The sequence below is a fragment of the Streptosporangium lutulentum genome (genome assembly GCF_030811455.1).
Taxonomy (GTDB): domain Bacteria; phylum Actinomycetota; class Actinomycetes; order Streptosporangiales; family Streptosporangiaceae; genus Streptosporangium; species Streptosporangium lutulentum.
The window spans coordinates 9,056,855-9,080,409 of sequence record NZ_JAUSQU010000001.1 but is presented as its reverse complement, the minus strand read 5'-3'; the positions used below and the strand labels follow the sequence as shown (position 1 = coordinate 9,080,409).

The 23,555-nt window shown below is 70.4% G+C and carries 16 protein-coding genes; 6 read left to right on the top strand and 10 right to left on the bottom strand.

Translation table 11 applies throughout. From position 1 onward, the window contains the following. Positions 1–429 precede the first annotated feature (429 nt). The 3 genes from J2853_RS40980 to J2853_RS40970 are packed head-to-tail and all read left to right on the top strand — an operon-like array spanning position 430 to position 4,957. Positions 430–1,602 (top strand): ATP-grasp domain-containing protein, encoded by a 1,173-nt coding sequence (locus J2853_RS40980; protein ID WP_307566824.1) that lies wholly within the window; start codon positions 430–432, stop codon positions 1,600–1,602. After that, positions 1,599–3,284, top strand: coding sequence for an IucA/IucC family protein (locus tag J2853_RS40975; RefSeq protein WP_307566822.1), 1,686 nt, complete (start codon positions 1,599–1,601; stop codon positions 3,282–3,284). The genes J2853_RS40980 and J2853_RS40975 overlap by 4 nt, the downstream gene beginning before the upstream one ends. Then, positions 3,281–4,957, top strand: coding sequence for an IucA/IucC family protein (locus tag J2853_RS40970; RefSeq protein ID WP_307566820.1), 1,677 nt, complete (start codon positions 3,281–3,283; stop codon positions 4,955–4,957). The genes J2853_RS40975 and J2853_RS40970 overlap by 4 nt, the downstream gene beginning before the upstream one ends. Positions 4,958–5,296: 339 nt before the next feature. On the opposite strand, the gene J2853_RS40965 is transcribed toward J2853_RS40970, so the two are convergent. The 4 genes from J2853_RS40965 to metG all read right to left on the bottom strand — a co-directional run bounded on the left by J2853_RS40965 (position 5,297) and on the right by metG (position 7,947). Continuing rightward, entirely contained in the window at positions 5,297–5,443 is a 147-nt protein-coding gene (locus tag J2853_RS40965; RefSeq protein ID WP_307566818.1) for a hypothetical protein, read from the bottom strand. 74 nt (positions 5,444–5,517) lie between these two features. After that, a complete protein-coding gene (locus J2853_RS40960; protein WP_307566816.1) occupies positions 5,518–5,964 on the bottom strand; it encodes a hypothetical protein in 447 nt (148 codons plus the stop codon). After that, positions 5,961–6,188: a hypothetical protein gene (locus tag J2853_RS40955; protein WP_307566814.1), complete on the bottom strand. Its 228-nt coding sequence runs from the start codon at positions 6,186–6,188 to the stop codon at positions 5,961–5,963. Before J2853_RS40955 ends, J2853_RS40960 begins: the two co-directional genes overlap by 4 nt. Before the next feature lie 88 nt (positions 6,189–6,276). Next, positions 6,277–7,947, bottom strand: a complete 1,671-nt coding sequence (gene metG / locus J2853_RS40950; RefSeq protein WP_307566812.1) for a methionine--tRNA ligase — start codon at positions 7,945–7,947, stop codon at positions 6,277–6,279. Positions 7,948–8,435: 488 nt separating this feature from the next. Here metG and J2853_RS40945 point away from each other — a divergent pair, with 488 nt between their 5' ends. Then, positions 8,436–8,951 carry a SigE family RNA polymerase sigma factor gene (locus tag J2853_RS40945; protein ID WP_307566811.1) on the top strand — a complete coding sequence of 172 codons (516 nt, stop codon included), beginning with the start codon at positions 8,436–8,438 and terminating at the stop codon, positions 8,949–8,951. After that, positions 8,948–10,129, top strand: coding sequence for a hypothetical protein (locus J2853_RS40940; protein ID WP_307566809.1), 1,182 nt, complete (start codon positions 8,948–8,950; stop codon positions 10,127–10,129). The genes J2853_RS40945 and J2853_RS40940 overlap by 4 nt, the downstream gene beginning before the upstream one ends. A gap of 82 nt (positions 10,130–10,211) precedes the next feature. Here the strand turns inward: J2853_RS40940 and J2853_RS40935 are convergent, their stop codons facing one another. From J2853_RS40935 to J2853_RS40915, 5 genes are all read right to left on the bottom strand, one after another. Next, positions 10,212–11,834, bottom strand: a complete 1,623-nt coding sequence (locus J2853_RS40935; protein WP_307566808.1) for a phospholipase C — start codon at positions 11,832–11,834, stop codon at positions 10,212–10,214. Positions 11,835–11,960: 126 nt separating this feature from the next. Further along, positions 11,961–13,151 carry an iron uptake transporter deferrochelatase/peroxidase subunit gene (efeB, locus tag J2853_RS40930; protein ID WP_307566806.1) on the bottom strand — a complete coding sequence of 397 codons (1,191 nt, stop codon included), beginning with the start codon at positions 13,149–13,151 and terminating at the stop codon, positions 11,961–11,963. Further along, positions 13,148–14,350 (bottom strand): EfeM/EfeO family lipoprotein, encoded by a 1,203-nt coding sequence (locus tag J2853_RS40925; RefSeq protein WP_307566804.1) that lies wholly within the window; start codon positions 14,348–14,350, stop codon positions 13,148–13,150. The genes efeB and J2853_RS40925 overlap by 4 nt, the downstream gene beginning before the upstream one ends. A 1,444-nt stretch (positions 14,351–15,794) precedes the next feature. Beyond that, the gene (locus J2853_RS40920; protein WP_307566803.1) at positions 15,795–16,133 is read right to left on the bottom strand and encodes a histone-like nucleoid-structuring protein Lsr2; all 339 of its coding nucleotides are present in this window, start codon (positions 16,131–16,133) and stop codon (positions 15,795–15,797) included. 360 nt (positions 16,134–16,493) lie between these two features. Further along, positions 16,494–20,138, bottom strand: coding sequence for an ATP-dependent DNA helicase (locus J2853_RS40915; RefSeq protein ID WP_307566801.1), 3,645 nt, complete (start codon positions 20,136–20,138; stop codon positions 16,494–16,496). A gap of 14 nt (positions 20,139–20,152) precedes the next feature. Between J2853_RS40915 and J2853_RS40910 the strand changes: the two genes are divergently transcribed. Further along, on the top strand, positions 20,153–20,305 hold the full coding sequence (locus tag J2853_RS40910; protein ID WP_307566799.1) for a hypothetical protein: 153 nt from the start codon (positions 20,153–20,155) through the stop codon (positions 20,303–20,305). On the opposite strand, the gene J2853_RS40905 is transcribed toward J2853_RS40910, so the two are convergent. After that, positions 20,293–23,448 (bottom strand): ATP-dependent helicase, encoded by a 3,156-nt coding sequence (locus J2853_RS40905; RefSeq protein ID WP_307568981.1) that lies wholly within the window; start codon positions 23,446–23,448, stop codon positions 20,293–20,295. The genes J2853_RS40910 and J2853_RS40905 overlap by 13 nt on opposite strands. Positions 23,449–23,555 lie beyond the last annotated feature (107 nt).

Here is a 23,555-nt window from a genome sequence, read left to right as displayed (position 1 = left end):
GCCGCTCGACTGCTTCGGATCGCCCGATTGCTTCGGGCCGCTCGACCGGCTTGGACCGCTGGACGACCCCGGGGACGTGGAAGGAGACGGCGCGGTGCTCTCGGTCGCGCTTCCACGCCGATCACCGTTGACGATGACGGCGGGCCCGAGGGGGGAGGAACTTCCCCGGACCACCCACACCACCCCGACCATCGCCACCACTGCGGCGATCATCACGCTCAGAATGGCGGCGACGGATGTCCTACGGCTCATGGCGTCCACGCTAGGCGTCGTTCCGGGAGATCACGGTGAGACGGGGATGAGAAGACTCTCATCTTCGCCGGCGATCAGACATGTACCGTGGATGCGCAATCACCCACACCCGATGATCTCCTACGACTAGGATACGCAGAGTTAGGTTAGCCTTACCTGATATCGGGGGTCCCTGCATTGCGGCTGTACCTCACAGCGCTCAAACCGACCGACTCGGTCACGGACGGATTCCTCCCGGCGGCACGCGCGCTGGGCTGTGACGTCACGATCCTCACCGACCGGCCGGAGCACCACCGGCACCCCGGGATCGAGGTGCTCGGCTGCGACGTGCGTGACGCCCGCGCGGTGATCGACGTCATCGCGCACCACCACGCACCGGACGCGATCTTCTCCAACTCCGACCACATCCAGGCCGAGACCGCCCTGGCCGCCGAGTACTTCGGCCTGCCCGGCAAGGACTGGCGGGCCTGCGTCGCCGCCAAGAACAAGGCGCTCACCCGGCGGCGGCTGGCGGCGGCCGGGGTCGAGGTCGTGCGCGCCGTACGGCTGGCGCCCGGCGACCCTCCGCCGCCGGACCTGCCCTTCCCTGCGGTGGTGAAGCCGCGCGAGGGCGTGGCCAGCGAGGACGTCGTGCTGGTGCGCGACGCGGGCGAGTTCGTGGCGGCCGTACGGGCGATCCGGGACCGGCGCCCCGGCGAGGCGCTGGTCGTGGAGGAATACCTCGACGGTCCCCTGCACACGCTGGAGACGCTCGGCGACGGCGAGGGGGTTCAGGTCCTCGGCGGCTTCCGGACCAGGCTCGGGCCACCGCCGTACTTCGTGGAGGAGCGGCTCGACTGGGAGCCCCCCGCCGGGAGCGACCACGTGCTGCGGGCGCTGGACGCGCTGGGGGTGGGGTTCGGGGCCTGCCACACCGAGTATGCGATGACCCCGGCCGGGCCGCGGATCATCGAGGTCAACTACCGGGTGATCGGCGACCACTGCGACTTCCTCGTCGCGGACCTGCTGGGCGTCCCCCTGTTCGAGCGCATCCTCGGCGTCCACCTCGGCGCGAGGGCGAACGGCGCCGGAACGGCGGACACGAGACCGGGCGGAGGGCACGGGACCGTGCTGAGCCTGATCGCCGACTGCTCGGGGACGGTGGCGAAGGCCCCGGGGGCCGTCGTTCCCCCCGCCGGGGACCGGATCCGGCTGTGGCACCGGCCGTTGCGCGCCGTGGGCGACCGGATCGATCAGAGCAACACTAATCGGGATTACCTGGGCATCGTCCGCGCGATCGGACCCGACCGGGCAAGCGTGGACGCCGCCCTCACCGCTTTCAACGCCGAGAATCCATGGGTGATCGCATGATCGGGAAAGGCGTCATGAGCGGGCGGGAGCCGTACCTCGCGGCCCGTGTCCTGAACGCGCTCCTGCGTGAGGACTACGGCGGCCTGGCCGGGCGGGTGACCCGGAGCAAGGACGGCGTCGCGCTGCTCCTGCCCCGTGGACGGCGGGTGCGGCTGACGCCGGGCTCGCTGTTCCAGGACTTCGTGGTCGCCTCGGAGGAGACGCTTCGCCTGGAGGAGGTCCTGCACACGCTGCGGGAGGTCTCAGCCCCGGCCGACGCCCCCGGCGTCGAGGACTTCGTCCAGGAGTGCCGGGAGGCGCTACGCGCCCTCGACCTCCACGACGCCCACCGTGAGGAGGTACTCGCCCGGCTGGACGACGTCCTCCCCGTCCCCCGGCCCCGGGGAAGGCCCGGCGGGGGAAGGCCCGGCGGCCGGCGGCCGGCGGCGGGCTCGGGAGGCGGCACCCTGCGGTACGAGACGCTGGCCGCCTTCGTCGATCACCCGGTGTACCCGACGGCCCGGTGCCGGATCGGGCTCTCCGACGACGAGCTGACGGCCTACGCGCCGGAGTTCGCGCCCGCGTTCGAGCTGCGCTGGGCCGCGGTGCCCCGGGAGCGGCAGGCGGGGGTGGAGATGCCCGAGGCCCCGGGGTTCGCCGCGGTCGGACTGGACGAGGGGCTGGCGGGGACGCACACGCTGTTCCCCGTGCATCCGCTGACGGTCCCCGCGGTCGAGGAGGTCCCGTGGGCGATCATGGGGCCCGGGCCGCGGGTGCGGGTCAGGCCCACGTTGTCGATGCGCACGGTCGAGATCGCCCCCGGCACGCACCTGAAACTGCCGCTGACCACCAGCACGCTCGGGCGGCGCAACCGGAGGTCGATCAAGCCCGGCGCCCTCGCCGACGGGGCACGAGCCGAGCTGCTGCTGCGCGAGATGCCCGATCCGGGGGTGATCCTCGCCGACGAGCAGACCTACGGACACGCGGGACACGAATATTTGGGCTGGCTCCTGCGCCGCCAGCCCGCGGGCGAGACCGTCTCGGTGGCCGCGCTGCTCGCCCCCCTGCCCGGCGGCGGGCTGGTCGTGGAGGAGCTCGCCGGGCGGTGGTACGGCGGGGACGTGCCGCGGCTGCTCGGGGAGTACCTGCGGCTGCTGTTCGGGTTCAACGTGCGGCTCTTCGTCCGGTACGGCACGGCGCTGGAGGCCCACCAGCAGAACCTCTCGCTGCTGTTCGGAGACGGTACCGCCAAACTGCTGCTCAAGGACAACGACGGGCTGCTGACCTCGCCGGACCGGCTGAGGGACGCGGGTGTCACGGTGCCGGACTTCGCAGACCGCCGGATGCTGACCGACGATCCGCACGCCCTCGCCGACGTGTTCGTGACCATCACCCTGCACCTGGCCGCGGCCGCGGTGACATTCGGCGCGCTGCCTCCCTCCCAGGCCGCCCGGCTGGTCCGCGACGCGCTCGCCGAAGCGCTGGACGAGTACGGGGAGGACCCGATGGCCAGGCTGCTGCGGGCCAGGACCCTCGACGCCGCCCGGCTCGTCGGCAAATCGATGATCACCGCGGGGACCCTGGTGGACAAGGCGCGCACCGGTGCGCGCGACGTGAACAAGTTCTACGGCACCAGCGGTCCCAACTACCTCCGCCAACCGCCCCAGACCGTCCAGGCCGTGACCCTGCAGAGGACGACATGACCAGCCTCGCGCTCGACTCCCCCGCCGCCGTCGCCGAGGAGGCGTCACTGGCGGCACTGTTGCGCTGCTGCGTGAGGGAGGTGTCCGGGCCCCGCGGACAGGTCTGGCACGCCGAGCCGTACGTGCTGCTGCGCGTCGCGGACACCCTGCTCCGGGTCCGCACGCACGGCGGGCTCGCGCTGCGCTTCGAGGGACCGGCCGAATGGCTGGAACACGGAGTGTGGCAGCCGCTCTCCGCCGACCTGCTCGTCCGGCTCGTGGAACGCGAGCTCGGCGGGGCCGTACCCGCCGCGCCCGGGTACGGGGAGCCCTGGTACGGCGGGAGCGGGCGCGCGAGAACGGGATCCGGCGGGGGCGAACTCACCGGGGCCAGGTTCGGCGAGGCCGGGCTCGACGAGGGCAACGACGAGTTCGCGGCGCAGGTGGCCGCGAGCAGGGACGTCATGGCGACGTTGCTGGCGGTCCGGCGGGACACCCGCCCTCCGGCCGATCCGTGGCTGGCCTCCGAGCAGGAGCTGGTCTTCGGGCACCCGTTCCATCCCAGCCCGAAGGCGCGCGGCGGCGCGGACTGGCTGCGCTACGCCCCCGAGGCGCACGCCGGCTTCCCGCTGCGACTGCTCGGGGTGCGGGAAGACGTGCTGGCTCAGGCGGGAGACACCGGCCCGCTCGACGCTCTCGGCCGGGCGCCCCGCGGCTACTCGCTGCTCCCCGCGCATCCGTGGCAGCTCAGCCTGCTCGCGGCGGAGCTGGCCGAACCGCTGGCCGACGGGCGGCTGGTCGATCTGGGCGACGGCGACCGGATGGCGATCCCCACCTCCTCGGTCAGGACGGTCTACGAGCCGCGGATCGACCGGTGCCTGAAGTTCAGCCTGGACGTGCGGATCACCAACTGCGTCCGGAAGAACTCCTGGTACGAACTGGCGGGCGCGGTCGAGCTGACCCGGCGCCTCGGGCCGGTGTTCGAGGATCTGGCCACCCGGTTCCCCGGCACCCGCTGGCTCCCCGAACCCGGCTACCGCTCCGCCGACCTGGGAACCCGGCTCCTGGAGGGGCTGAGTGTGATCATCCGTGCCAGCCCGTGGTCGGTCTGCCGTCCGGGCGTGACCCCCCTGCTGAGCGGTGCGCTGGCCGTCGCCGCCGAGCCTCCGGCCGAGCCGGTGCGCTGGTGGCGGGCCTATGTCGAGCACGTCGCGCTGCCGGTGCTCGACGCCTACCTCCGCCACGGGGTGGTGCTGGAGCCCCACCTGCAGAACGTCCTGATCGGCGTGGACGCGTCAGGGCTGCCCGTGGGCGCCGTCTTCCGCGACATGGAGGGCACCAAACTCGTCGCCGGCCGCCACGATCTGTCCGGGCTGCCGGACCGGGTCGCCGAGGCGCTCACCTACGACCCCGCCGCCGGCTGGAACCGGGTGGTCTACTGCCTGATGGTCAACCACCTCGCCGAGATCGCGGCCTCTCTCGCGGGGCCGGAGCCGACGCGGGAGCTGTGGGCGGTGGCCGGGGAGGTGCTGGCCGGATACGCGGAGTCCAGACAATGGCCGCGTCCGCTGTCCGACCTGCTCGCCGGGGTGCCGCTGCCCGCCAAGGCCAACCTGTCGGTCCGGTGGGCGCGCTCGGCCGACCGTTCGGCCGGATATGTACTGGTGGCCAATCCCCTGGCGGTGCTCTCCTGATCCCGGACGGACCGTCCGCCCGTTCGTGACCGGCTCGCCCGGAGGCCCCATGACCAGTGGCTGGTCGTGCCCCTTCGTGGCGGGGGTCCGGAGGTGGTGGGTGCCTCCGGCGACCACCGCGAACAGCTCGCCGTGCATGCACTTCACGTCGATCACCTGCGTCACGTACCGCCCGCAGTAGACCGTCAGCGAACGTCCCGGCTCGATGCGCAGCACCTCGCCGGGGCGGCGCAACCTCGCCAGGCCCTCACCGTACGAGCGCCAGTCGAACCGGTCGTCAGGGTCGGCGTAGGACACGGCCATGCCCCCGCCGAGGTTGATCTCGGTGACGCCCAGCCCTCAGGCATAGGTCAGGACGGCCTCCGCCAGCACCAGCAACCGCGCGGCGTCGAGGTCGCTGGCCAGATGCGCGTGGATCCCGCGCAGCCGTACCGTGTCCTGGCCTTCCAGCATGGCCACGCACGCGGCGATCCCCTCCGGATCCATGCCGAACGGCGTCGCGCCACCGCCCTGCCGCGTCCCGGGCGGCGCTTCTCAACCGCCTGGCGAAAGAAAAAGGCTCAGGGCAGGATCTCCAGCCGGACATCGGAGATGTCGTCATACAGGTGTGGCACAGAGGTGATGATCCGCCATCCTCCGCGCGCTTCGGCCAGGAGCATGGCATGGGCGGCGGCGAGGATCGTCACAATCTCGGACTTCATCGCCAGGCCTGGCGTGTACTGCTCCAGGTTCGCCGCCATCTTCGGGCCGAACCGGGCAGCGTTCGTCACCTCGGCGGCCGATAGACCCCCGATCGTCACCACCGGCACCGAGAACAGTGCCTCGGCCTGGTGGGGCCGGAAGCCGGCCACGCACTGCGCGGCTACCGCCGGAAGAAGAAGCGTGGTGTTGCGCAGCACCGACTGGCGGACGATCTCACGGCCGTAATTACTCCTCGCGTCGAGCAGGTGGTAAATCGCGTCAAGATCGAGGACATGACCGGTCAGTCCTTCGGCCTCTGATGTCATGCGACATCCCGGGAGGAGCCGAACAGGCGGTTCGCGCGCTCCCTGTCCGCGTCGGTGATGCCCTCCTGCCAGTCCGGGCCCCACAGTTGCTCCAGAGCCGCCATGCCGTCCTTGATGCGGCGCTGCTCCCGCAGAGCCTCGGCGATATAGCCCGAGGCATTGCCGGACTCCTGCGCTTCGTCGGCGAGATCGTCCGGCAGGGAGATCGTGATCCGCTTAGTCATACTCATGAGGATATTGAGTCATACTCCTATCGTCCACAATGGAGAGTCACCTGAAGTGACCGGACCAGGACACGTAGTAGGCGGAAGGTCACCTGTTGGATTCAATGTCGTCGTGTTGCGGCGGGGGCGTGGATCCGGGCTCCGGGACGGTAATCCTCCGGAAGAGCGGACGAGGGTCGGGAAGTTCGCCGTCCCGGACCGCGCACTGCTGGGCGATGCGGGTGGCGGTGTCGGGCAGGAAGGGCGTCAGCTGATCGCCCAGCACCCTGCATGCCCGGATGAGTAGGACGAGGACGGCGTCGAGCTGGGCCGTGGCGCCGAAATCACCGTCCCGTTCGGCCTTGGCCAGTTCCCAGGGCCGGATGTGGTTGATGTAACGGTTGGCCTCGTCCACGATGGCCCAGACCGCCGCGGTGGCCCTGCGGAATTCGAAGTCGGTCAGGGCCGCGTGGATGAGACCGGGTGCCTGACGGCAGGCGACCTGAAGGCCTTCCGACCCGGGCGCGTCGGCCTCGATCCCGATTCCGGTCTTCACCTCGGTCCCGGGCTCTGTCTCCGCCCCGATCCCGGTTCCAGTCGCGGTTCCGGCTTCCGTCTCCGTTCCGGTCTCGCTCCCGGCTGCGGGGACGTGCCCGTCGCGGTAACGGTGGACCATGGCGACGACTCGGTTGACGAGGTTGCCCAGGCCATTGGCGAGTTCGTCGTTGCCGCGGGCGATGAGCCGGTCGACGGTGAAGTCGGTGTCCCCGACGCGGGGCACTTCGCGAAGCAGCCACCAGCGGACGACGTCGGTACCGTACTCTCCGGCCAGGACGGCCGGGTCGACCGTGACCCCGCTGGATTTACTGATCTTGCGGCCGTTGGCGGTGAGGTAGTCGTGCACCACTATGTCGGTGGGCAGAGGCTGCCCTGCCGATAGCAGCATCGCCGGCCAGTAGACGGCGTGGAAGCGCAGCACCCCTTTCCCGACCAGATGGATGCGACGGTCAGAGCCGGTCCACCAGCGCCGGTGGTTCTCCCCGTCGGTGCCGTAGTCCAGGGCGGTGATGTAGTTGCCGAGCGCGTCCCACCACACGTAGACGACCTGGCCGGGATCGTCGGGGACGGGGATTCCCCAGCCACGGGCGCGGGCGGTCGATCGGGAGACGGAGAGATCCTGCAGACCCCCGGCGATGAACCCGAGGACCTCGTTGCGGCGTTCGGCGGGTTCGATCCGCAGTCTCCCGCCGGAGATGAGCTCGTGGAGCCGGTCGGCGTAGCGGGAAAGACGAAAGAACCAGTTCTCCTCGGCGACCCGCTGAGGCTCCGTACCGTGCTCGGGGCAGCGGCCGCCGGTGAGCTCGGCAGGCGTGTAGAACTGCTCGCATCCGACGCAGTAGAGGCCTTCGTAGTGCCTGCGGTAGAGGTCACCGGCGTCGGCGCAGGCTCGCCAGAGCCGCTCCACTCCGGCCCGGTGGCGGGGGTCGCGGCTGGTACGGATGACGTCGTCGACCTCCAGCGCCAGAGGTTCGCGGAGCGCGACGAACGCCTCGGCGTTGCGGTCGACGAATTCCCGCACGGGAACACCGGCGGCCTCGGCGGCCAGCACGTTCTTCAGCGAGTTGTCGTCGGTACCGGTCTGGAACCGGACCCGGTCACCCCGCCGGCGATGGAACCGGGCGAGCACGTCGGCCTGCACGAACTCCAGCGCGAATCCCAGGTGGGGACGGGCGTTGACGTAAGGGATCGTGGTGGTGACGTAGATGTGCGGTGTGGTCATCGGAACCTCCAGGAAAACCGGGGCTCCGACCCGTGAGACGCGTCGAGGCCCCGTCGCGGGGCCTCGGATAAGATCGTCCGTGCAGCGTCAGCGGCCCCGTGAGCGGGGCATCGTCACCTGACGTGCGGACGCGTTCATGAGGTCAAGGTAGCAGTCGCAGGCCGGCGGACGCCGATGATTTTCCCGCTGCCCGTCGCTCGGATCGGTGTCGCCTTCCAGCGGGCGGCCGGCTCGTTCCAAGACGACCGGTTCGCTCCTGGGCGACCGGTTCGCTCCTCCCGTGACCCGCCGGAGCTCCGGCGGCGGCGCCGCGGCGGCCGGCGCGCCCTGATCTCGGTGAGTTCGAAGCGGATCCGGCCTCCCGGAGACCGGCGGATCAAGCAGAGAGAACACGCAGGGCGGAAAGGGGGCCTCCGATGTCACCTCACACGCATAGCCGGATCCCCGCCGGAGCGTCTAGGACGCGTAACCACAGAACGGAGGTGATCGTGGACGCCGCAACAGAGCGACGTTTCCGCGACTTCGTGTCGGCGCGCTCGCCCGCGCTGATGCGTCTGGCCTACCTGCTGACCGGCGGTGATCAGCACGCGGCGGAGGATCTCCTCCAGACCGCGCTGGCCAGAACCCTGTCCAGGTGGAGCACGGTCGAGGAGCCCGAGGCCTACGTCCGGCGGGTGATGTACCGCCAGCAGGTGTCCTGGTGGCGGCTGGGCTTCCGCAGGAACGAGGCGGTCGTCGCCGCGCTCCCCGAACGGGGCGCCGAGGACGCGGACGTGGAGCTGAGGATGCTGGTCAGGCAGGCGCTGGCCAGGCTGACCGCCAAGCAACGTGCCGTACTGGTGCTCCGCTACTTCGAGGACCTGCCGGAGGCGGAGGTCGCGGCCGCTCTGGGCTGCTCGGTCGGCACGGTCCGCAGCACCGCCCACCGCTCGCTCGCCAAGCTCAGGGTGATCGCCCCCGAGTTGCGCGAGCCGTACACGATCTTCAAGGAGGCGCAGGCATGACCATCGACCGGCTCGTCGAGGAGACGCTCTCCGAGTGGTCCGAAGAGGCCGGCGTGCCACCTGACCTGGCGTCGAGGGCGATCGGCCGTCGCCGGCGCGCGAGGGCGCGAGGGGTCGTGGCGCTCGCGGGGGTGACCGCGGCCGTCACGGCTCTGATCCTGACGGTTCCGTCTCTGAACCGGGCGGAGGACAGGCCGCCCCCTGTGGTGACCGAACCGCAACCCGCACTGGAGGTGCGTGCCGACCCGGGCTCGCCGATACCGAAAACGCTGGTCGCGGCGGGCGATGTGGCCGTCTACACCTACGCGACCATAAGTGTCGACCGTTCGCTCGCCGGAGGGCGCACCCTGATGCGGAGGGTCTGGTACCTGTACGACCCCGTCAGGAAGAAGTACGTGAAAACGCCGTGGGCGCGAGTCGACGTCGCGGCCGGTGGCAAGTACGCGGCGGTGCTTGAGAGCTACCCGGCCCGCAGGGTCGGGGTGATGTCCACCACGGGGGGCGAGGTCCGCTGGACGGCCCTGGATCAGCCGGCCGGCGCCGTCAACTGGTCGCCCGACGGCACGAAACTGCTGGTCACCGCCTACGGTACCGATCCCAGCGTGTTCTCCGGCGCCGACGCGGACCAGCTCCCACCCGGCAGGACCGGTTTCTACGTCGTCACCCCCGGCCAGGAACGGGCCGCCTTCCACGCGCTCCCCGGCGGCGGCGGTGCTCTCTCCGGCACCGTCGTCTCCGACCTCGGCTGGAGCTCCGACGGGTCGCTGATCTGGGAGACCGGCGAGGACGGTGTCCACAGCAGGCGGTTCCTCGACCTGGAGGGGAGGCCGGCCCCGGCCCCCGCTCATGAGGAGGGACTGCCCGACACGCGGACCATGCTGTCTCCGGACGGGCGCCTGCTCGCCATCGAGAGATCGGCCTACCCCGACCCTCTCGTCGTCAGGAACCTCGCCGACGGCAAGGTGATCCCGATCCCCTCGTCCAAGGACCATCATGCCGTGTCGATGGCCGCCTGGGCCGACGCCGGTCATGTGATCGCCTGGGCCTGCGTCCCCACCGGCACACCGGCCTGCCCGGTGATCGATCACCTGGCGCTGATCCCCCTCCACGGGGGATCGCCGATCCGGCTCACCGGCTCCGCAGATTTCCCCTGGCAGCCCACCTTCACCCGCCGCTAGCCCGCCGCGCCCGCCGTCCGATCGGACGGCGGGCGCGGCGGCCGGGTCCGGCCGCGGGCAGCCGGACCCGTGGTCATGTCGGTCAGCCGCGCGTGACCGCACCCGTGGTCGGGTTGAGGATCACCGGCTTCTTGGTGGGGCCGTGCCGGAAGTCGAGCATTCCGGTCAGCGGCTTGGCCTTGGCGTCGAAGGAGGAGTCGCCGATACGGCCGGTCTCCCAGTTGTCCTCGACGAACTTGAGGATCGAGGTCTGGTCGGTCCGGGTGTGGTCGACATAGTTGGTCTTGCTGTACGGGCTGATGACCAGCATCGGGAGGCGGGGACCCATGCCACAGCGGTCGGCGTAGCCACCGGCCGCCGAGGCGGTGCCGCACAGCGCCGCCGCGTCGTGGGCGGGGTCGGCGGAGCCGTTGACGATGGGCGGCTTGGCGTGGTCGTACCAACCGTCGGAGTCGTCATAGGCGATGACGACCGCCGTGGAGCTCCAGTCCTTCGACCGCTGCAGCTCGTTGATGGTGTCGACCAGGAAGTGCTGCTCGTCGAGCGGGTCGGAGTAGCCGGCGTGGCCGTCCTGGTACTCGCCCGCCTTGAGGAAGCTGACCGCGGGCAGGTTGCCCGCCTTGACCGCCTTGTCGAAGTCGGTCAGGTCGTACTGGTGGTTGGCCTGGTCGGTCTGGCCGATCTTGGCGACCGAGGTCGGCGGCAGGTGCTTGGGGTTGCTGGTGGACTCGTAGTAGGCGAACGGGTTGTGGTGCGGGCTGTAGTCGACCACGGAGTTGCCGCCGACGTTCTGGTGGGTGGCGCCGCAGACCGCGTAGCCGCCCGCGGCGCCGGTCGGCTTGAAGCCGCCCTGGAACCAGCCCCAGGTCACCTTCTGCTCGTTGAGCAGGTCACCGATGTTCTTGCCCTTCATCACGGCGAGCGCGTTGGTGGCGGTGTGGTTGGTGTCCGAGCAGTCGTCGAACGCGGGGTCGGGGTCGTTGATGACCGTTCCGACGCCCTTGGCGTTGGGCGAGGCGACCGTGTAGGCGTCGGTGACCTTCTCGTGCGTGACCGGGTTCACCGCGTACACGCCGTGGGTCTGCCCGGAGATCAGGTTGAGCGCTCCCGGGGTGGACGGCCCGAACACCGTGTTGAAGGAGTTGTCGCTCATCGCGTAGTTCTGGGCGTAGTTCCACAGGCCGGTGACGGTGTTGCCGTCGTAGTAGTCCATGACCAGGCCGGGCTCACCGAAGATGACCGGCTGGCCCGTGCACTTGTCGCGCCCGGTGTTCTCGACGAACTTGTCGGCCTTGCCGCCGTCGTAGGCGAGCTGCTCGTGGCCGTAGTCGTGGTCCATGTCGCAGGTCAGGGCCTGCGAGGGGGTCAGACGCTTGGGGTTGAACTGGTTCGGGTTCTTCGTGAGGAGCTTCTTGCTCAGGCCGTCGACCTTGGGGGTCCCCTTCGCGGCCTTGAACGTCGTGCCGTCGGTGTTGGCGGCATTGGGGTACGTGCCGAAGTAGTGGTCAAACGAGACGTTCTCATCGAAGAGGACAACGAGGTGCTTGATCGGTGTCGTCGTGCGGCCGGAGTGGTCGGCGGGCTTGGACGCCGCTCCGTGGTCGGCCCATCCCGGGCTTGCCGACAATGTGGCCATCGCCAGGGCCGCGATCGTCGCCGCCGCCGCGAGTACCTGGGTCCTTCTGGTCCGGCTATGGGACTTCACACCCATGTCGCCTTCTTCCCTAAATGAGTTGTTTTAGTGCAATCGTCAATATTTCGGAGCGACAGACACACAGCCACCACAGAACCGTGACGTCAGGCCCAACACTGCGTTAACAGTCCGGCCATATCAGCCCACCATTGCCCGGCCGAAATAGTCGCCGGCATCGCGAACCCCGGGCAGGACGAGGAAGTAGCCTCCGCCGACGGGCTGGATGTAGTCGACCAGTGGCTCGTCGGCCAGCCTGGTCTGCACCGCTTCGAACTGTGCCGCGAGGTCCCGCTGGTAGCAGACGAAGACGAGTCCCAGGTCGAGGTCGCCGACCGAGTCGACGCCGAGGTCGTAGTTGTACGGCCTGCGCAGGATGCGACTGCCGTCCGTCTGGGGGACGCGCGGATTCGCCCGGCGGATGTGACTGGTCAGCGGGATCGAGGTGCCGATCGGATCGGATGCGTAGCGCGGCGTGTCGAACTCGTGGTCGCCGTCCAGCGGCGCCCCGGTGTCCCGGCGCCTGCCGATCATGTTCTCCTGCTCCAGGAGGGAGACCCTGTCCCAGAACTCGGCCAGTATCCGGATGATCCGGATCACCTGGTAGCTGCCGCCCTCGGGCAGCCAGACGAGCTGGTCCATCAACGCGGTGTCGGAGACGTCGAGGTTGGACGTGCCGTCCTTGAAGCCCATCAGGTTGCGCGGAGTGCCGGAGGGCCGGGGTGGCGAGACGAAGCCGTCGATCCGCCAGCGCACCTGCATCGCGCCCCTGGTGTGCTTGGCGATGTCCCGCAGGGCGTGCGACACCGTGTCCCAGTTGTCGGCGCACAACTGCAGGCTCAGGTCCCCGTGGCATCGCGCCTCGTCGAGGTGGTCGTTGGGAAAGGCCCGCATGGGGGTCAGCCCGGCCGGCTTGCGGTCGGCCAGGCCGTACCGGTCGTCGAAGAGAGACGCGCCCACCCCGACGGTCACGGTCAGCCGGTCCGCCGGCACGGTGGGACCGAGCACTCCGGAGTCCATCGGCGGTGAGCCGATTCCCGCCTCGGGCGGGGTGCCGCCCGAGGTGAGAAACCTGGCCCGCTCGGTCAGGACCCGCAACAGGTCGGTCAGCTCTCGCCGGTCGGCGGCGAGCACGTCGAAGGCCACCATCGAGGCGTTTCGCTGCTGAGGGGTGGTGACACCGGCCTGGTGCGCACCGTGGAAGGCCACCACCGGATCGGCGACCGGGGCCGCCGGAGCCGGGGTCGCGCGGGCGGGCGACGCCCCGGCGAGCGCGGCACCCGCCACGCCCACCCCCAGCGCTCCGCGCATGAACGTCCGCCGGTCCGTCATGATGTCCTCCGGGTCTCACCGATCGCCGCGATCGGAGCCAGTTCCTCCAGCAGCTCGCCGATCGTGCCGTCCAGCCGTTGGCGATCGGTCGTCTTCAGCGAGGCGACGGGGGTCCACCCTCCGCCGGGGCGGCGTGCCTCCTTCAGCGACCGCCGGGCGCGTCCCATCCAGACGCCTATCTGTTCCCACCCCGTGTACCGGCTCCGCATGACCGGCGCGATCGCGTCCAGTACGGCCTGCGTTCCGTCGAGGTTCGCCTCGGCCGTGGCCAGGCCGGTCCCGCTGCCCTGGTCGGCGTCGCCGGTCAACTGGCTCTGGAGGGTGTCCTCCAGGATCTCGTGAGCGCGCAGCGGCAGGTCCATGGGCTCGGTCCGCTGCTCCGGGAAGTCGCGCCGCAATTTCGCGACGTCGGAGACGAGCCGGTCGCCCACCGGAGCCAGCGACGACATCGACTCCCCGTGCCAGAGTCCGTACTCGATGCGGTACAGGCCCGAGAAGTCCTTGTCGTGCACACCGCCGGGCAGGCTGTCGGGCAGACCGTCGATCCTGTCGGCGAACTCGTCGAAGGTCCCGTACGCGGCGCCCAGCCGTTCGTAGGCCAGATGAGCGGTCAACCACGCGGCCCGGGCATCGGCCCGGTCTCCGCGGCGCAACGCCCGGCGCAGGGCGCCGGCGTCATCGGCCAGGACGGCCAGCCCTGCGGTCACGCCTTTCCGGTACCGGCTCACCGCGCCGGTCAGATCCTGGTCGTCCACCGGCAGGACGGCCGGGGTGCCGTCCTGCGGTCCGTCGGTGACGCGCGTGGTCGGGCCGGTCAGCATGTTCACCCCCTCCGGCAGACAGCGGAGGGCGTAGGCGCCGTGCCCCAGCCGGACGCGCAGGGGTCTGGTGGTGCCCGGAGCCAGCGACTCCACCTCCGCGTAGACCGCCCCGGTGTCCGGGTCGACGAGCTCGACGTCGGCGGTGACGGTGTCCGTGTTCTTGACCAGGAACGTCCGATCCCCACCGTGACCGGTCCAGCCGGTGCCGCACCCGCTCCGCGTGACGTTCATCACGCCGTCCGCCGCGGGCGATACGGCCCGCGCCGCGGCGGACGGCGTGGCCGGGACGGGATCACTCGCGCAGCCGGCCAGGGGGAGGATGACGATCGTGGCGATGAGCGCCCGGCGGACGGCAGGCGGCCAAGCGAGACGTGTCACCGGGAAACTCCCATCGGATAAGACAAAAGCGACCTTCGGGAGCATAAGTCACCAAAACGCCCCGATGCCCGATTTTGAAGGCGGCCGAGGAGAAGTTCATCGCCGATTCACCGACCGTTGGCGACGACCACTCCCGAGGGCGGTAGGCCGCGACGTGAGCAGGGGCGATGCCGTCGTCATCCCGGACGGACGGTGAACGCCCACGGGGCGGGACCTCCGGCCGGACCCGCGAGACGTCGCCGGACACCCACGACACGGAGGCGAGCCTGGACCGGGGTCACGAAGGCGGCGAAGAGACCCTCCGGCACGGAGGTCCTCTCCCGGCGGCGGACCGCGGAGGCAATACATGAACGGCCGAAACCCGGATGACAGATGGGAATTCCATCGGCGGCAAGCGGCATCGGCGAATGTCTTCTTTGACGGTTTTCTCTGGAATCAGCCGGCGCCTTTCCCGGCGATGAGACGAAACGCGTCGTTAAGCCTGATGCCAGGGCATGCCGGTGCCGCTTTCCCTGCCGGGGCGCCCTTGTTTCCACACTGATCGCCATGCCCCCGATCGCCCGAGCGGGCCCGGATCGGTTCGGGCGGCCGTGACGAATCCGGTCCCCTATTCCGAACGGCAGGCGCCAGAAGTGGCGACTCATCCCGGGGTCGGGCGACGGCGAAATCGGACCGGGGTTTCGGCGATCGAGAATGCCCGATACGACTGTCCGCGGACGCCGGAGGAACAGAAGCCATGGCAGTGGACGGTCCTTGCCGGTTTATCTGCGCTTTCCTGTCTTCCCGTGGCGATTGTCGCCGCAGCCGTCTCCTTTCCGGCCCGCCCGAACGATCTTGATGTTCCGGGGCGGGGCGCTGGGCGAACCACGACGGCGACTTCTCGGCCCGGCCACGGTCCGCGAGTAACTCCGAACCCCGGCGCCGACGGTTCTTTCACGGATTCGCCCGGCCGGTTCGCGGAGAGGGCGGCCGGAGAATCGTTTCCCTCCGCCTCCGGCAGAAAGCGCTCCGCCGGAACGGCTCTCGCGACGGCACCTCGCCCTTTTCGCCTCCGGAAGGAAAACGGAGATCCCCGGGGAACACGGCGCCGTTTTTGGCCGCCCCACTTCCACGACACTCCATGAAATATCCCCATATATGACTTTATGTGGATATTTCATGCATTCGTCATGACCGAGATGGCTCCGATCGTTGACAGCACACGCTTTTCCGTCATTGATGTGACGGCCCGACCGGCATCGGGACCTCTTTCTTCCAGAGCCCCTCCCCCTCGTGCGCCTTTCCGTTTTCACACTCGTATTCGCCGTGGCGATGACGCGCCCGCACGGAGAGAAAGAAAAACAGAGCCGTCGTCCTGCCATTTCCCCGGAAATACAGAAAGTCCCCCCCTCTGGATCTCTCCGGAGGAGGGGACTTTTACAGCCGAGCCGGTAAGGAGGCTTACCTAGTTGGCCGCTTCGTACTGCTCGACGATCTTCGCCGCAATCCGGCCGCGCTCGCTGACGTTCAGACCCTGCTCCTTCGCCCACGCGCGAATCGCGCTGCTCTTCTCGCGGTCGAGTGCGCGACCGGAGACGCTGAGCTTGCGACCACGCCCCGGTCGCTCCTGGCGGACCGGACGAGCAGCGTTGATGAACGGTGCGAGCGCCGCACGCAGCTTGTCCGCGTTCGGGCCTGAGAGATCGATCTCGTAGGACGAGCCTTCGATGGCAAAGGCAATGGTTCCCTCTGCCTCGCTACCGTCAAGGTCGTCTACAAAAGACTCCACGATCCGCTTGGCCATGATCGTTCTCCAAATGATGTTTAGGTGATGGCGATACCTTAGCGGTTCCGCCAGGTGCTTCGGGCCAAAGGGGCTTACTCTCCCTGAGGCACTCCCTCTGTCATTGCAATTCCATGCGGGCAGAGAGTGGCCCGGTGCCCTCGCACAACAGTGACGGCTGGTTCCAGCTGCCCCACTAATCTACTCGCATCCAATACCGCCATCTCCCAAAGTGAGCCGGGGAAGATGGAACGCTGCCATTTAACACCAAGCGTTATAGACCCTGAAGCCTGCCCTGTCCGAACGGGAAGCCCGGACGAAGTCGCATCCGGTTTCATGCGGACAGCCCGTGCCACGACCACGGAGGCGACGGCCGCCGGTTCAGCCGAGCGTGGGAACCGACTCGAGGAGCGCGATCAGGCCGCGCTCGTCGAGAAGGTTCACCGGGCGAATCGTCTCGTTGAGGCGAACATAGTGGAAGGCCGCACTCACCTGATCCAGGGGAATGGCGGCCAGATGGGACCAGGCCAGACGGTAGGCGGCGAGCTGGACGGAGGCGTCCGCCTCCGCCTTCCTGCCTTTGGGACGCCGGCCGGTCTTCCAGTCGACCACCTCGTAGCGGCCTTCCGAGACCTGGAACACCGCGTCCATCCGGCCCCGGATCAGCCGATCGGCGATCATCGTCTCGAACGGGACCTCGACGTCCAGCGGTTCCCTGCCCGCCCACTCGCTCTCCTCGAACCGGTCGCGCAACTCGTCGAGATGCGCGTCGGCCTCCTCGAAGTCGTCGGACGCGCCGGGCAGCTCGAACTCGTCCATCAGCCGCTGCTGTCCCCAGCGGGACTCCAGCCAGCGGTGGAAGGAGGTCCCCCGCCGGGCCAGAGGGGTGGGCTTCTTGGGCACGGGACGACGGATCTGCCTGGCCAGGGCCTTGGGGTCGGAGGCCAGGGTGACGAGGGAGGAGACGGTCAGGTGCGTGGGAAGCTCCACCCGCCCGCTACCGCGCCGCCGGTTCAGCTCCCGTTCCCTCAGCAGGAGCTCGGTGTCGCGCTCCCACGCCTTGGCCCGTTCCCTGTCCCATCCCCGCAGCTCCGTGAGGGCCGCTCCCCGCAGTTCCGTGAGGGCCGCGACGCGTCCGGCCTCGGGCTCCCCCTCCGGCGCGCGCTCGAACCCGGCCTGGTCATCCTGCCGGGCGGAGGAGACGGAGTCCGAATCGCCGGGGTCCCCAAAGCCCCGGGCGCCCCCGGCCTCCCGGGAATCTTCGAGGTCCTGAGGATCCTCGGGGAAAGGAGCGTCCTCGCCGTAGGGGACCTCGGGGAAGGGGACGTCCTCGCCGTACGAGACCTCGGGGAGGTCGGGGAAAGGCACGTCCTCGTCGTCGGGAACCTCGGGGAGGGGGACGTCCTCGGCGTCCGGGGGGGAATCCGGCGCGCCCCGTCCGGCGGGGGAGGCCGGCACGGCACCGGCGAGAACGGCGAGAGCGGATCTGACCAGGGTGGCGCCGTCCTGGACGGCGTCGTACCGGAGGCCGCCCGGGGTGACGGGCCAGGTGGACTCGGCGGGATCGACCAGGAGGGGGTTGGTGGCGCCCTCCTGTGTCTCGGGGGCCCAGACGGCCACGCGACCGCAGGCCTCGCGGGTCTCCACCAGGAAGTCGGAGGGGTCCAGCGGCTTGGCCGCGCTGCCCCACCGGTAACCGGAGGCGATCAGGAGGTAGTGGGCGCGGGTGACGGCCACGTAGGCGAGACGGCGCTCCTCCATCAGGTCGCGGTCACGGCAGCGCTCGTCGAAATCGGCCAGCTCCTCCCTGGTCAGCCCGGTCAGCTTGGGCAGGTCGGAGGCGTCTCCGCGGATCTGGTAGGGCAGCTTGCGCGGGTTTTCCGTCCATTTGGGGCTGGACGCCGCACGGGCGGGGAACACCGTGCCGACCGTGAGCGTCCCGGCCTTCGACAGTGCCTGCGACATGCCGGGCACCACGACCACCGGCCACTCCAGTCCCTTGGAGGCGTGGATGGTCATCAGCTTCACGCTGTTGCTCTCTCCCACCCGCCCGGCGTCCAGGCCGTTCTCCTCCTCGTCCGCCGCTTTCAGGAACGCCAGGAAGGCGCCCAGCGTGGGATCCTCGGAGTCGCCCGCGAACCGGGCTGCGGCGTCCAGGAAGGCGTCCAGGTCCGCGCGGGCGGCGAAGGCGCCGATGGCCGTCCCTCGCGCCGCCACCTCGATGTCGAGGTTGAGCCTGCGCTCGATCTCAAGGATCAGGTCGGGGAGGGGCTGGCCGGTGTGGGCACGCAGAGTCCGCAACTCCTGGGCCATGGCGACCAGCCGCACCCGTGCCAGGGGTGAGAACAGGTCCTGCCACTCGGGGCGGTCGGGCAGCTCGTCGAGGGCGTCGATCAGGCTGCCGCGTTCCTCCGCCATGTCCGCCACGACCTGGTCCAGCGGATCGGCCACCAGGGACGAGCCGTCCCTGGTCTCCCGGTTCAGCTCGCGCGCCCGCTCACCCAGCTCCTTGAGGTCGGCGGGGCCGATCCGCCACCGGGGCCCGGAGAGCAGCCGGACCAGGGCGTCCCCCGCGCTCGGGTCGTAGAGCACGCGCAGGGTGGAGACGATGTCGGCCACCTCGGGCACGGCGAGCAGACCGCCCAGCCCGACCACCTCGACCGGAATGCCCCGGCTCTCCAGTGCCTTGCGCAGCGCGGGAAACTGCGAGCGCTTCCTGGCCAGGATCGCCACGTCGTGGGGCTGCACGCACTGCGGACCGCCCCAGACGCTCTGCTTGGCCTTCTTGCGCTCGCCCTCGCCCCACGGCATGCCGTCGGGTGCGGTCTCGCTGCCCAGCACCTTGGCGATCCCATCGGCGATCCACTCCGCCTCGTCGTCGGCGGTCTCGTGGAAGGCGCACACCACCCGGCCGCGCTCGATCCGATTGCCGCCGGGCACGAGCACCGGCACCTCCCTGGCCTCCATGCGGAGCGGGATCTGCAGCCGGGCGGCGACGTCCAGTACGGCGTCGCCGTTGCGGAAGCTGACCGAGAGGCGGCGGACCGGAGCGAGCTCCCCGGCGGCGGTCCTGAAGTCGCGGGGGAAGCGGGTGAGGTTGCCGGCCGAGGCGCCGCGCCAGCCGTAGATGGACTGGCAGGGGTCGCCCACGGCGGTCACCGGGTGGCCGCCGCCGAACAACGCGCGAAGCAGCACGAGCTGGGCGTGGCTGGTGTCCTGGTATTCGTCCAGGAGGACGACGGCGAACCGCCCTCGCTCGATCTCACCGACCTCGGCGTGCTTGACCGCGATCCGGGCGGCCAGCGCCATCTGGTCTCCGTGGTCCACGACCTCCCGGCCGCGCTTGAGCCGGTTGTAGGCCTCGACCAGCGGCAGCAGCTGCTCCCTGGTCCGCTGGGTGGCCAGTGGCCGCGTCTGCTCCTTGACGGGCCTGCCGGGCAGCTCGCCGTACCGCTGGGCGAGCCAGGCGCCGACCTCCCTGACGTCCTGCGGGGAGCGCAGGTGCTCCGCCAGTTCCCCGGCCAGCTCCAGCACCGCCTTGGTGACGGTGGACGGGCTCCACTCGATCTGTTCCATCGGCCCGTCGTAGGCGCTGACCACCCGCCCGGCGAGCTGCCAGGAGACGGCCGGGGTGACCAGGCGCATGGTCGGCTCCAGCGCCTCGCGCAGGGCGTGGTCGGTGACCAGCCGGGCCGCGTAGGCGTGGTAGGTCGAGATGGTCGGCTCGCCCTCCATCAGCTCGGCGGGGACCTGCTCCGCCGCGACGAGGCCGTTGAGCCGCTCGCGGACGCGGATGGACAGCTCCGCGGCGGCCTTCCTGGTGAAGGTCAGGCCGAGCACCTGCTCCGGACGGACCAGGCCGTTGGCGACCAGCCAGACGACCCGCCCGGCCATGGTCTCGCTCTTGCCCGACCCCGCCCCGGCCACCACGACCATCGGTTCGAGACCGGCCTCGATCACGGCGGCCTGCTCGGGGGTGGGCGGCAGGATCCCCAGCTTGGCCGCGAGCTGGATCGGGTTCAGCACGCGGCGACCCCGCCGTGGACGGCACGGCCCAGAGCACGGGCGTCACCACCGCGCACAGCCAGAGCACGGGCGTCACCCGCACCGCGAACAGCACGACCCGGCCCGGAAACGGCACGGCTCAGCACGGGGGCGGCCTCACGGCCGGTGGTACGGCTCAGCACACCTGATCTCCGTTCTTGCTGACCGGGCAGCTCGCCCGCACAGCGCAGGTGCGGCATCCATCGTTGACCTTGGCCTGGAAGAACGGCCCGGACATGCCGAGCGCCACGGTGTCGACCATGTCGCGCGCCCAGCCAGGATCATCGTCCTCCGACAGGGGCCGCTGCGCCTGCTCTTTGGCGCCCTTCTTTCCCGCCGCGTCGCCCACCTGGACCAGGGCCGCGCCTCCCGGCTCGGTCATCCCGTGCCGCTGGAAGGCGCCCAGCAGCGCGGCGAGCTGGTAGACCCCGAGCTGGGGATGGCGTTCGAGCTCGGTGTCCTTGGGGCCGTTCTTGCCGGTCTTGATGTCGATGATCACGGCTCGGCCCTCGCCGTCGCGCTCCACCCGGTCCACCCGGCCCTTGATCTGCACCCCCTCGGAGACCATGGCCGTGAACGCCTCCTCCAGGCCGACCAGCTCCCGGGGGTTCTCCTGGTGCCAGCGGACGAATTTGGAGATCATCTCCTCGGCCACCTTGCGCTGCTTGCGGTTGTACCAGACGCCGCCGAAGTCCAGTTCGTGCCAGACCTCGTCCAGACGCTTGCCGAGCGTGTCCTCGGTGGGCATTCCGGTCGCCGCGAGCACCGCCAGCGCGTGGATGACCGTGCCCAGGCCCCGGGCCGCGTCGGTGCCGCTCGCGCCCACGGAGGTCTCCAGCAGCCAGCGCAGGCCGCATTTGCTGAAGCTCTCCACCGCCGAGGGCGAGATCCGCACGGTGTCGTCGGGCCAGCTCAGCGGGCGGTCGTCGGAGATCGGGGTGAGGGCGTACCAGTCGTTGGGGTGGGCTCCGGGCACCCCTGCGGTGGCGAGCCTGGCCAGGTGTTCGGCCGCCGCCCCGCGGAGCGAGTCGGGTCTGGTCGGGTCGGAGACCGCCGAGCGCAGGTCCGCCACCAGGGCGGACATGCTCAGCCAGCGGGAACGCTCGTCGATGCCCGTTTCGTCGGTCGACCCGGGCACCAGCTCGGTGAGGAACCGGGAGGGCCGCTCCTCGGTGTCCTCTCCGCCCACGGCGGTGACGATGAGCCGCTTTCTGGCCCTGGTCGCGGCCACGTAGAACAGGCGGCGCTCCTCGGCCAGCAGCTGGGAGGCCAGGGCGGCGGAGACGGCCGCCGGGTTCTCGTGCTCGGAGCCCTCGGCCCTGGCGACCATGTCGTCGGTGCTCAGGATGGAGCCGCGCAGCCGCAGATCCGGCCAGGCGCCCTCCTGGACCCCCGCCACGACCACGACGTCCCATTCCAGGCCCTTGGAGCGGTGGGCGGTCAGGATGCGGACCTTGTCGCCGTCGGGGGCCCGCTCGGCGAGGGAGTCGCCGGGGATCTCCTGGGAGACCAGGTCCTCCACGAACACGTCGACCCCGGCGTGCGGCAGGCGGTCCACGAACCTGGCCGCGTGGTCGAACAGCGCCACCACCGCGTCGAGGTCGCGGTCGGCCATGGTCCCCCTGAACCCGCCCTTGACGCTCGTCTCGGTCCATTTCGCGGCCAGGTCGGTGGCCTGCCAGACGGTCCAGAGCACGTCTTCGGCGGTGCCGCCCCGCCGTACGGCCTCGGCCGCGCCGGAGATGAGCCGCGCCAGCCGCTCGGCGGGCAGCGCCACGTGCGGATCCACCCTGACCAGCTCCCGCGCGTCCTTCAGGGCCGCGACCAGCAGCTCTCCCGACGAACGCGGCTCGGCGGCGTCGCGCTCGGCGGAGTTGTCCACCAGGTCGCGCTCGTCGGGGTGCGTCAGCGCCTCGTGCTCGGCGATCCGCAGGGTACGGCGCAGGCGGCGCACCCCGATCATGTCGGTGCCGCCGAGCGCGCCGGTCAGCAGCTCCTCCGCCAGCCCCTCGTCGAGGATCTCCGGATGGAGCGCGACCTGGATGAGCCTGATCAGCGGTCGCACGCCCGGCTCCTGGAACAGCGGCACCTCACCGCCGCCGACCACGACCGGCACCCCGGCCGAGACCAGCGCCCGGCGCAGCAGCGGCACCTGACGGGTCGCCGACCGCACCAGCACCGCCATCCGCGACCACGGGACGCCGTCCAGCAGGTGTGCCCGGCGGAGCGTGTCGGCGACGACCGCGGCCTCCTGCGTGGCGCCGTCGGTCACCAGCACCCGGACGTCGCCGGGATCGGCGTCCTGAAGGGGCCGCAGGTCGCGGTGCGCCGCGCCGCCCGGCGTGGCGGGCAGGCGGGAGGTGACGCGGCGGGAGGCCTTCAGGAGCTCGGAGCCGCTACGGCGGCAGACGCGCAGCGCGATGACGGGCGCCTTCTCCCCGCTCGCATCACGAAACCTATCTGGAAATTTCATGATTCCGCGGACATCGGCGCCGCGGAAGCCGTAGATCGACTGGTCGGGGTCGCCGACCGCGATGAGGTCGCGTCCCTCCCCCGCCAGCTGCTGGAGCAGGAACTCCTGCGCCGGGTCGGTGTCCTGGTACTCGTCCACGAAAACGGCGTCGTAGGCGGACCGCTCGCGCTGCCGTACCTCGGGATCGTTGAGCAGGGCGGCCGCGGCGCGGATCAGCTCGGAGTAGTCGAGCACCGGCTCCAGGTCGAGGTCGAACCTGGCCTGGTAGCGGTCGGCGAACCGCCCGGCGGCCACCCAGTCGGCACGGCCGTGGCGGCGGCCCAGCTCGACCAGCTCGTCGCCGTCCAGACCGCGCTCCGCGGCGCGGGCCAGGAAGTCACGGAGTTCCTGGGCGAAACCGCGGGTCTTGAGCGCCTCGTGCATGTCGTCCGGCCAGTGCGCGGCGCCGTCCTCCAGCTCGCCGTGGAGCAGGCGACGGATCTCCAGGAGCTGCTCGGGACCGGTCAGCAGGCGGGGCGGCACCCCTCCCGCGAGCACGGCCTCGCGGCGGAGCAGCGCGTAGGCGTAACTGTGGAAGGTGAGGGCGAGCGGGGTACGGGTGGTGCGGCGCATCCGGCCGGTGACGCGTTCGCGCAGCTCCTCGGCGGCCTTGCGGCTGAAGGTGAGCACGAGCACGCGCTCGGGGTCGACGCCGCGGCGCTCGATCCTGTCCACCACGGTCTCCACGATCGTGGTGGTCTTGCCGGTGCCCGGCCCGGCGAGCACGAGCAGCGGGCCGCCCTCGTGGGCCACCACCGCCCGCTGGTGCTCGTCCAGCACAGGGGCAACAACTCTCCCCGCGTCCTCACGACGCACCAGCCGCCAGCCCTGACCACTCACAACTCGCCATTCCACCAGATCTCGGACGATGATCGTGCCGAGTCGGC

Excerpts from the sequence above, each read along its gene's own strand:
- J2853_RS40975 (WP_307566822.1), top strand. The coding sequence starts at position 1,599 with ATGATCGGGAAAGGCGTCATGAGCGGGCGGGAGCCGTACCTCGCGGCC.
- J2853_RS40970 (WP_307566820.1), top strand. The coding sequence starts at position 3,281 with ATGACCAGCCTCGCGCTCGACTCCCCCGCCGCCGTCGCCGAGGAGGCG.
- J2853_RS40965 (WP_307566818.1), bottom strand. The coding sequence starts at position 5,443 with ATGGATCCGGAGGGGATCGCCGCGTGCGTGGCCATGCTGGAAGGCCAG.
- J2853_RS40960 (WP_307566816.1), bottom strand. The coding sequence starts at position 5,964 with ATGACATCAGAGGCCGAAGGACTGACCGGTCATGTCCTCGATCTTGAC.
- J2853_RS40955 (WP_307566814.1), bottom strand. The coding sequence starts at position 6,188 with ATGACTAAGCGGATCACGATCTCCCTGCCGGACGATCTCGCCGACGAA.
- metG (WP_307566812.1), bottom strand. The coding sequence starts at position 7,947 with ATGACCACACCGCACATCTACGTCACCACCACGATCCCTTACGTCAAC.
- J2853_RS40940 (WP_307566809.1), top strand. The coding sequence starts at position 8,948 with ATGACCATCGACCGGCTCGTCGAGGAGACGCTCTCCGAGTGGTCCGAA.
- efeB (WP_307566806.1), bottom strand. The coding sequence starts at position 13,151 with ATGACGGACCGGCGGACGTTCATGCGCGGAGCGCTGGGGGTGGGCGTG.
- J2853_RS40920 (WP_307566803.1), bottom strand. The coding sequence starts at position 16,133 with ATGGCCAAGCGGATCGTGGAGTCTTTTGTAGACGACCTTGACGGTAGC.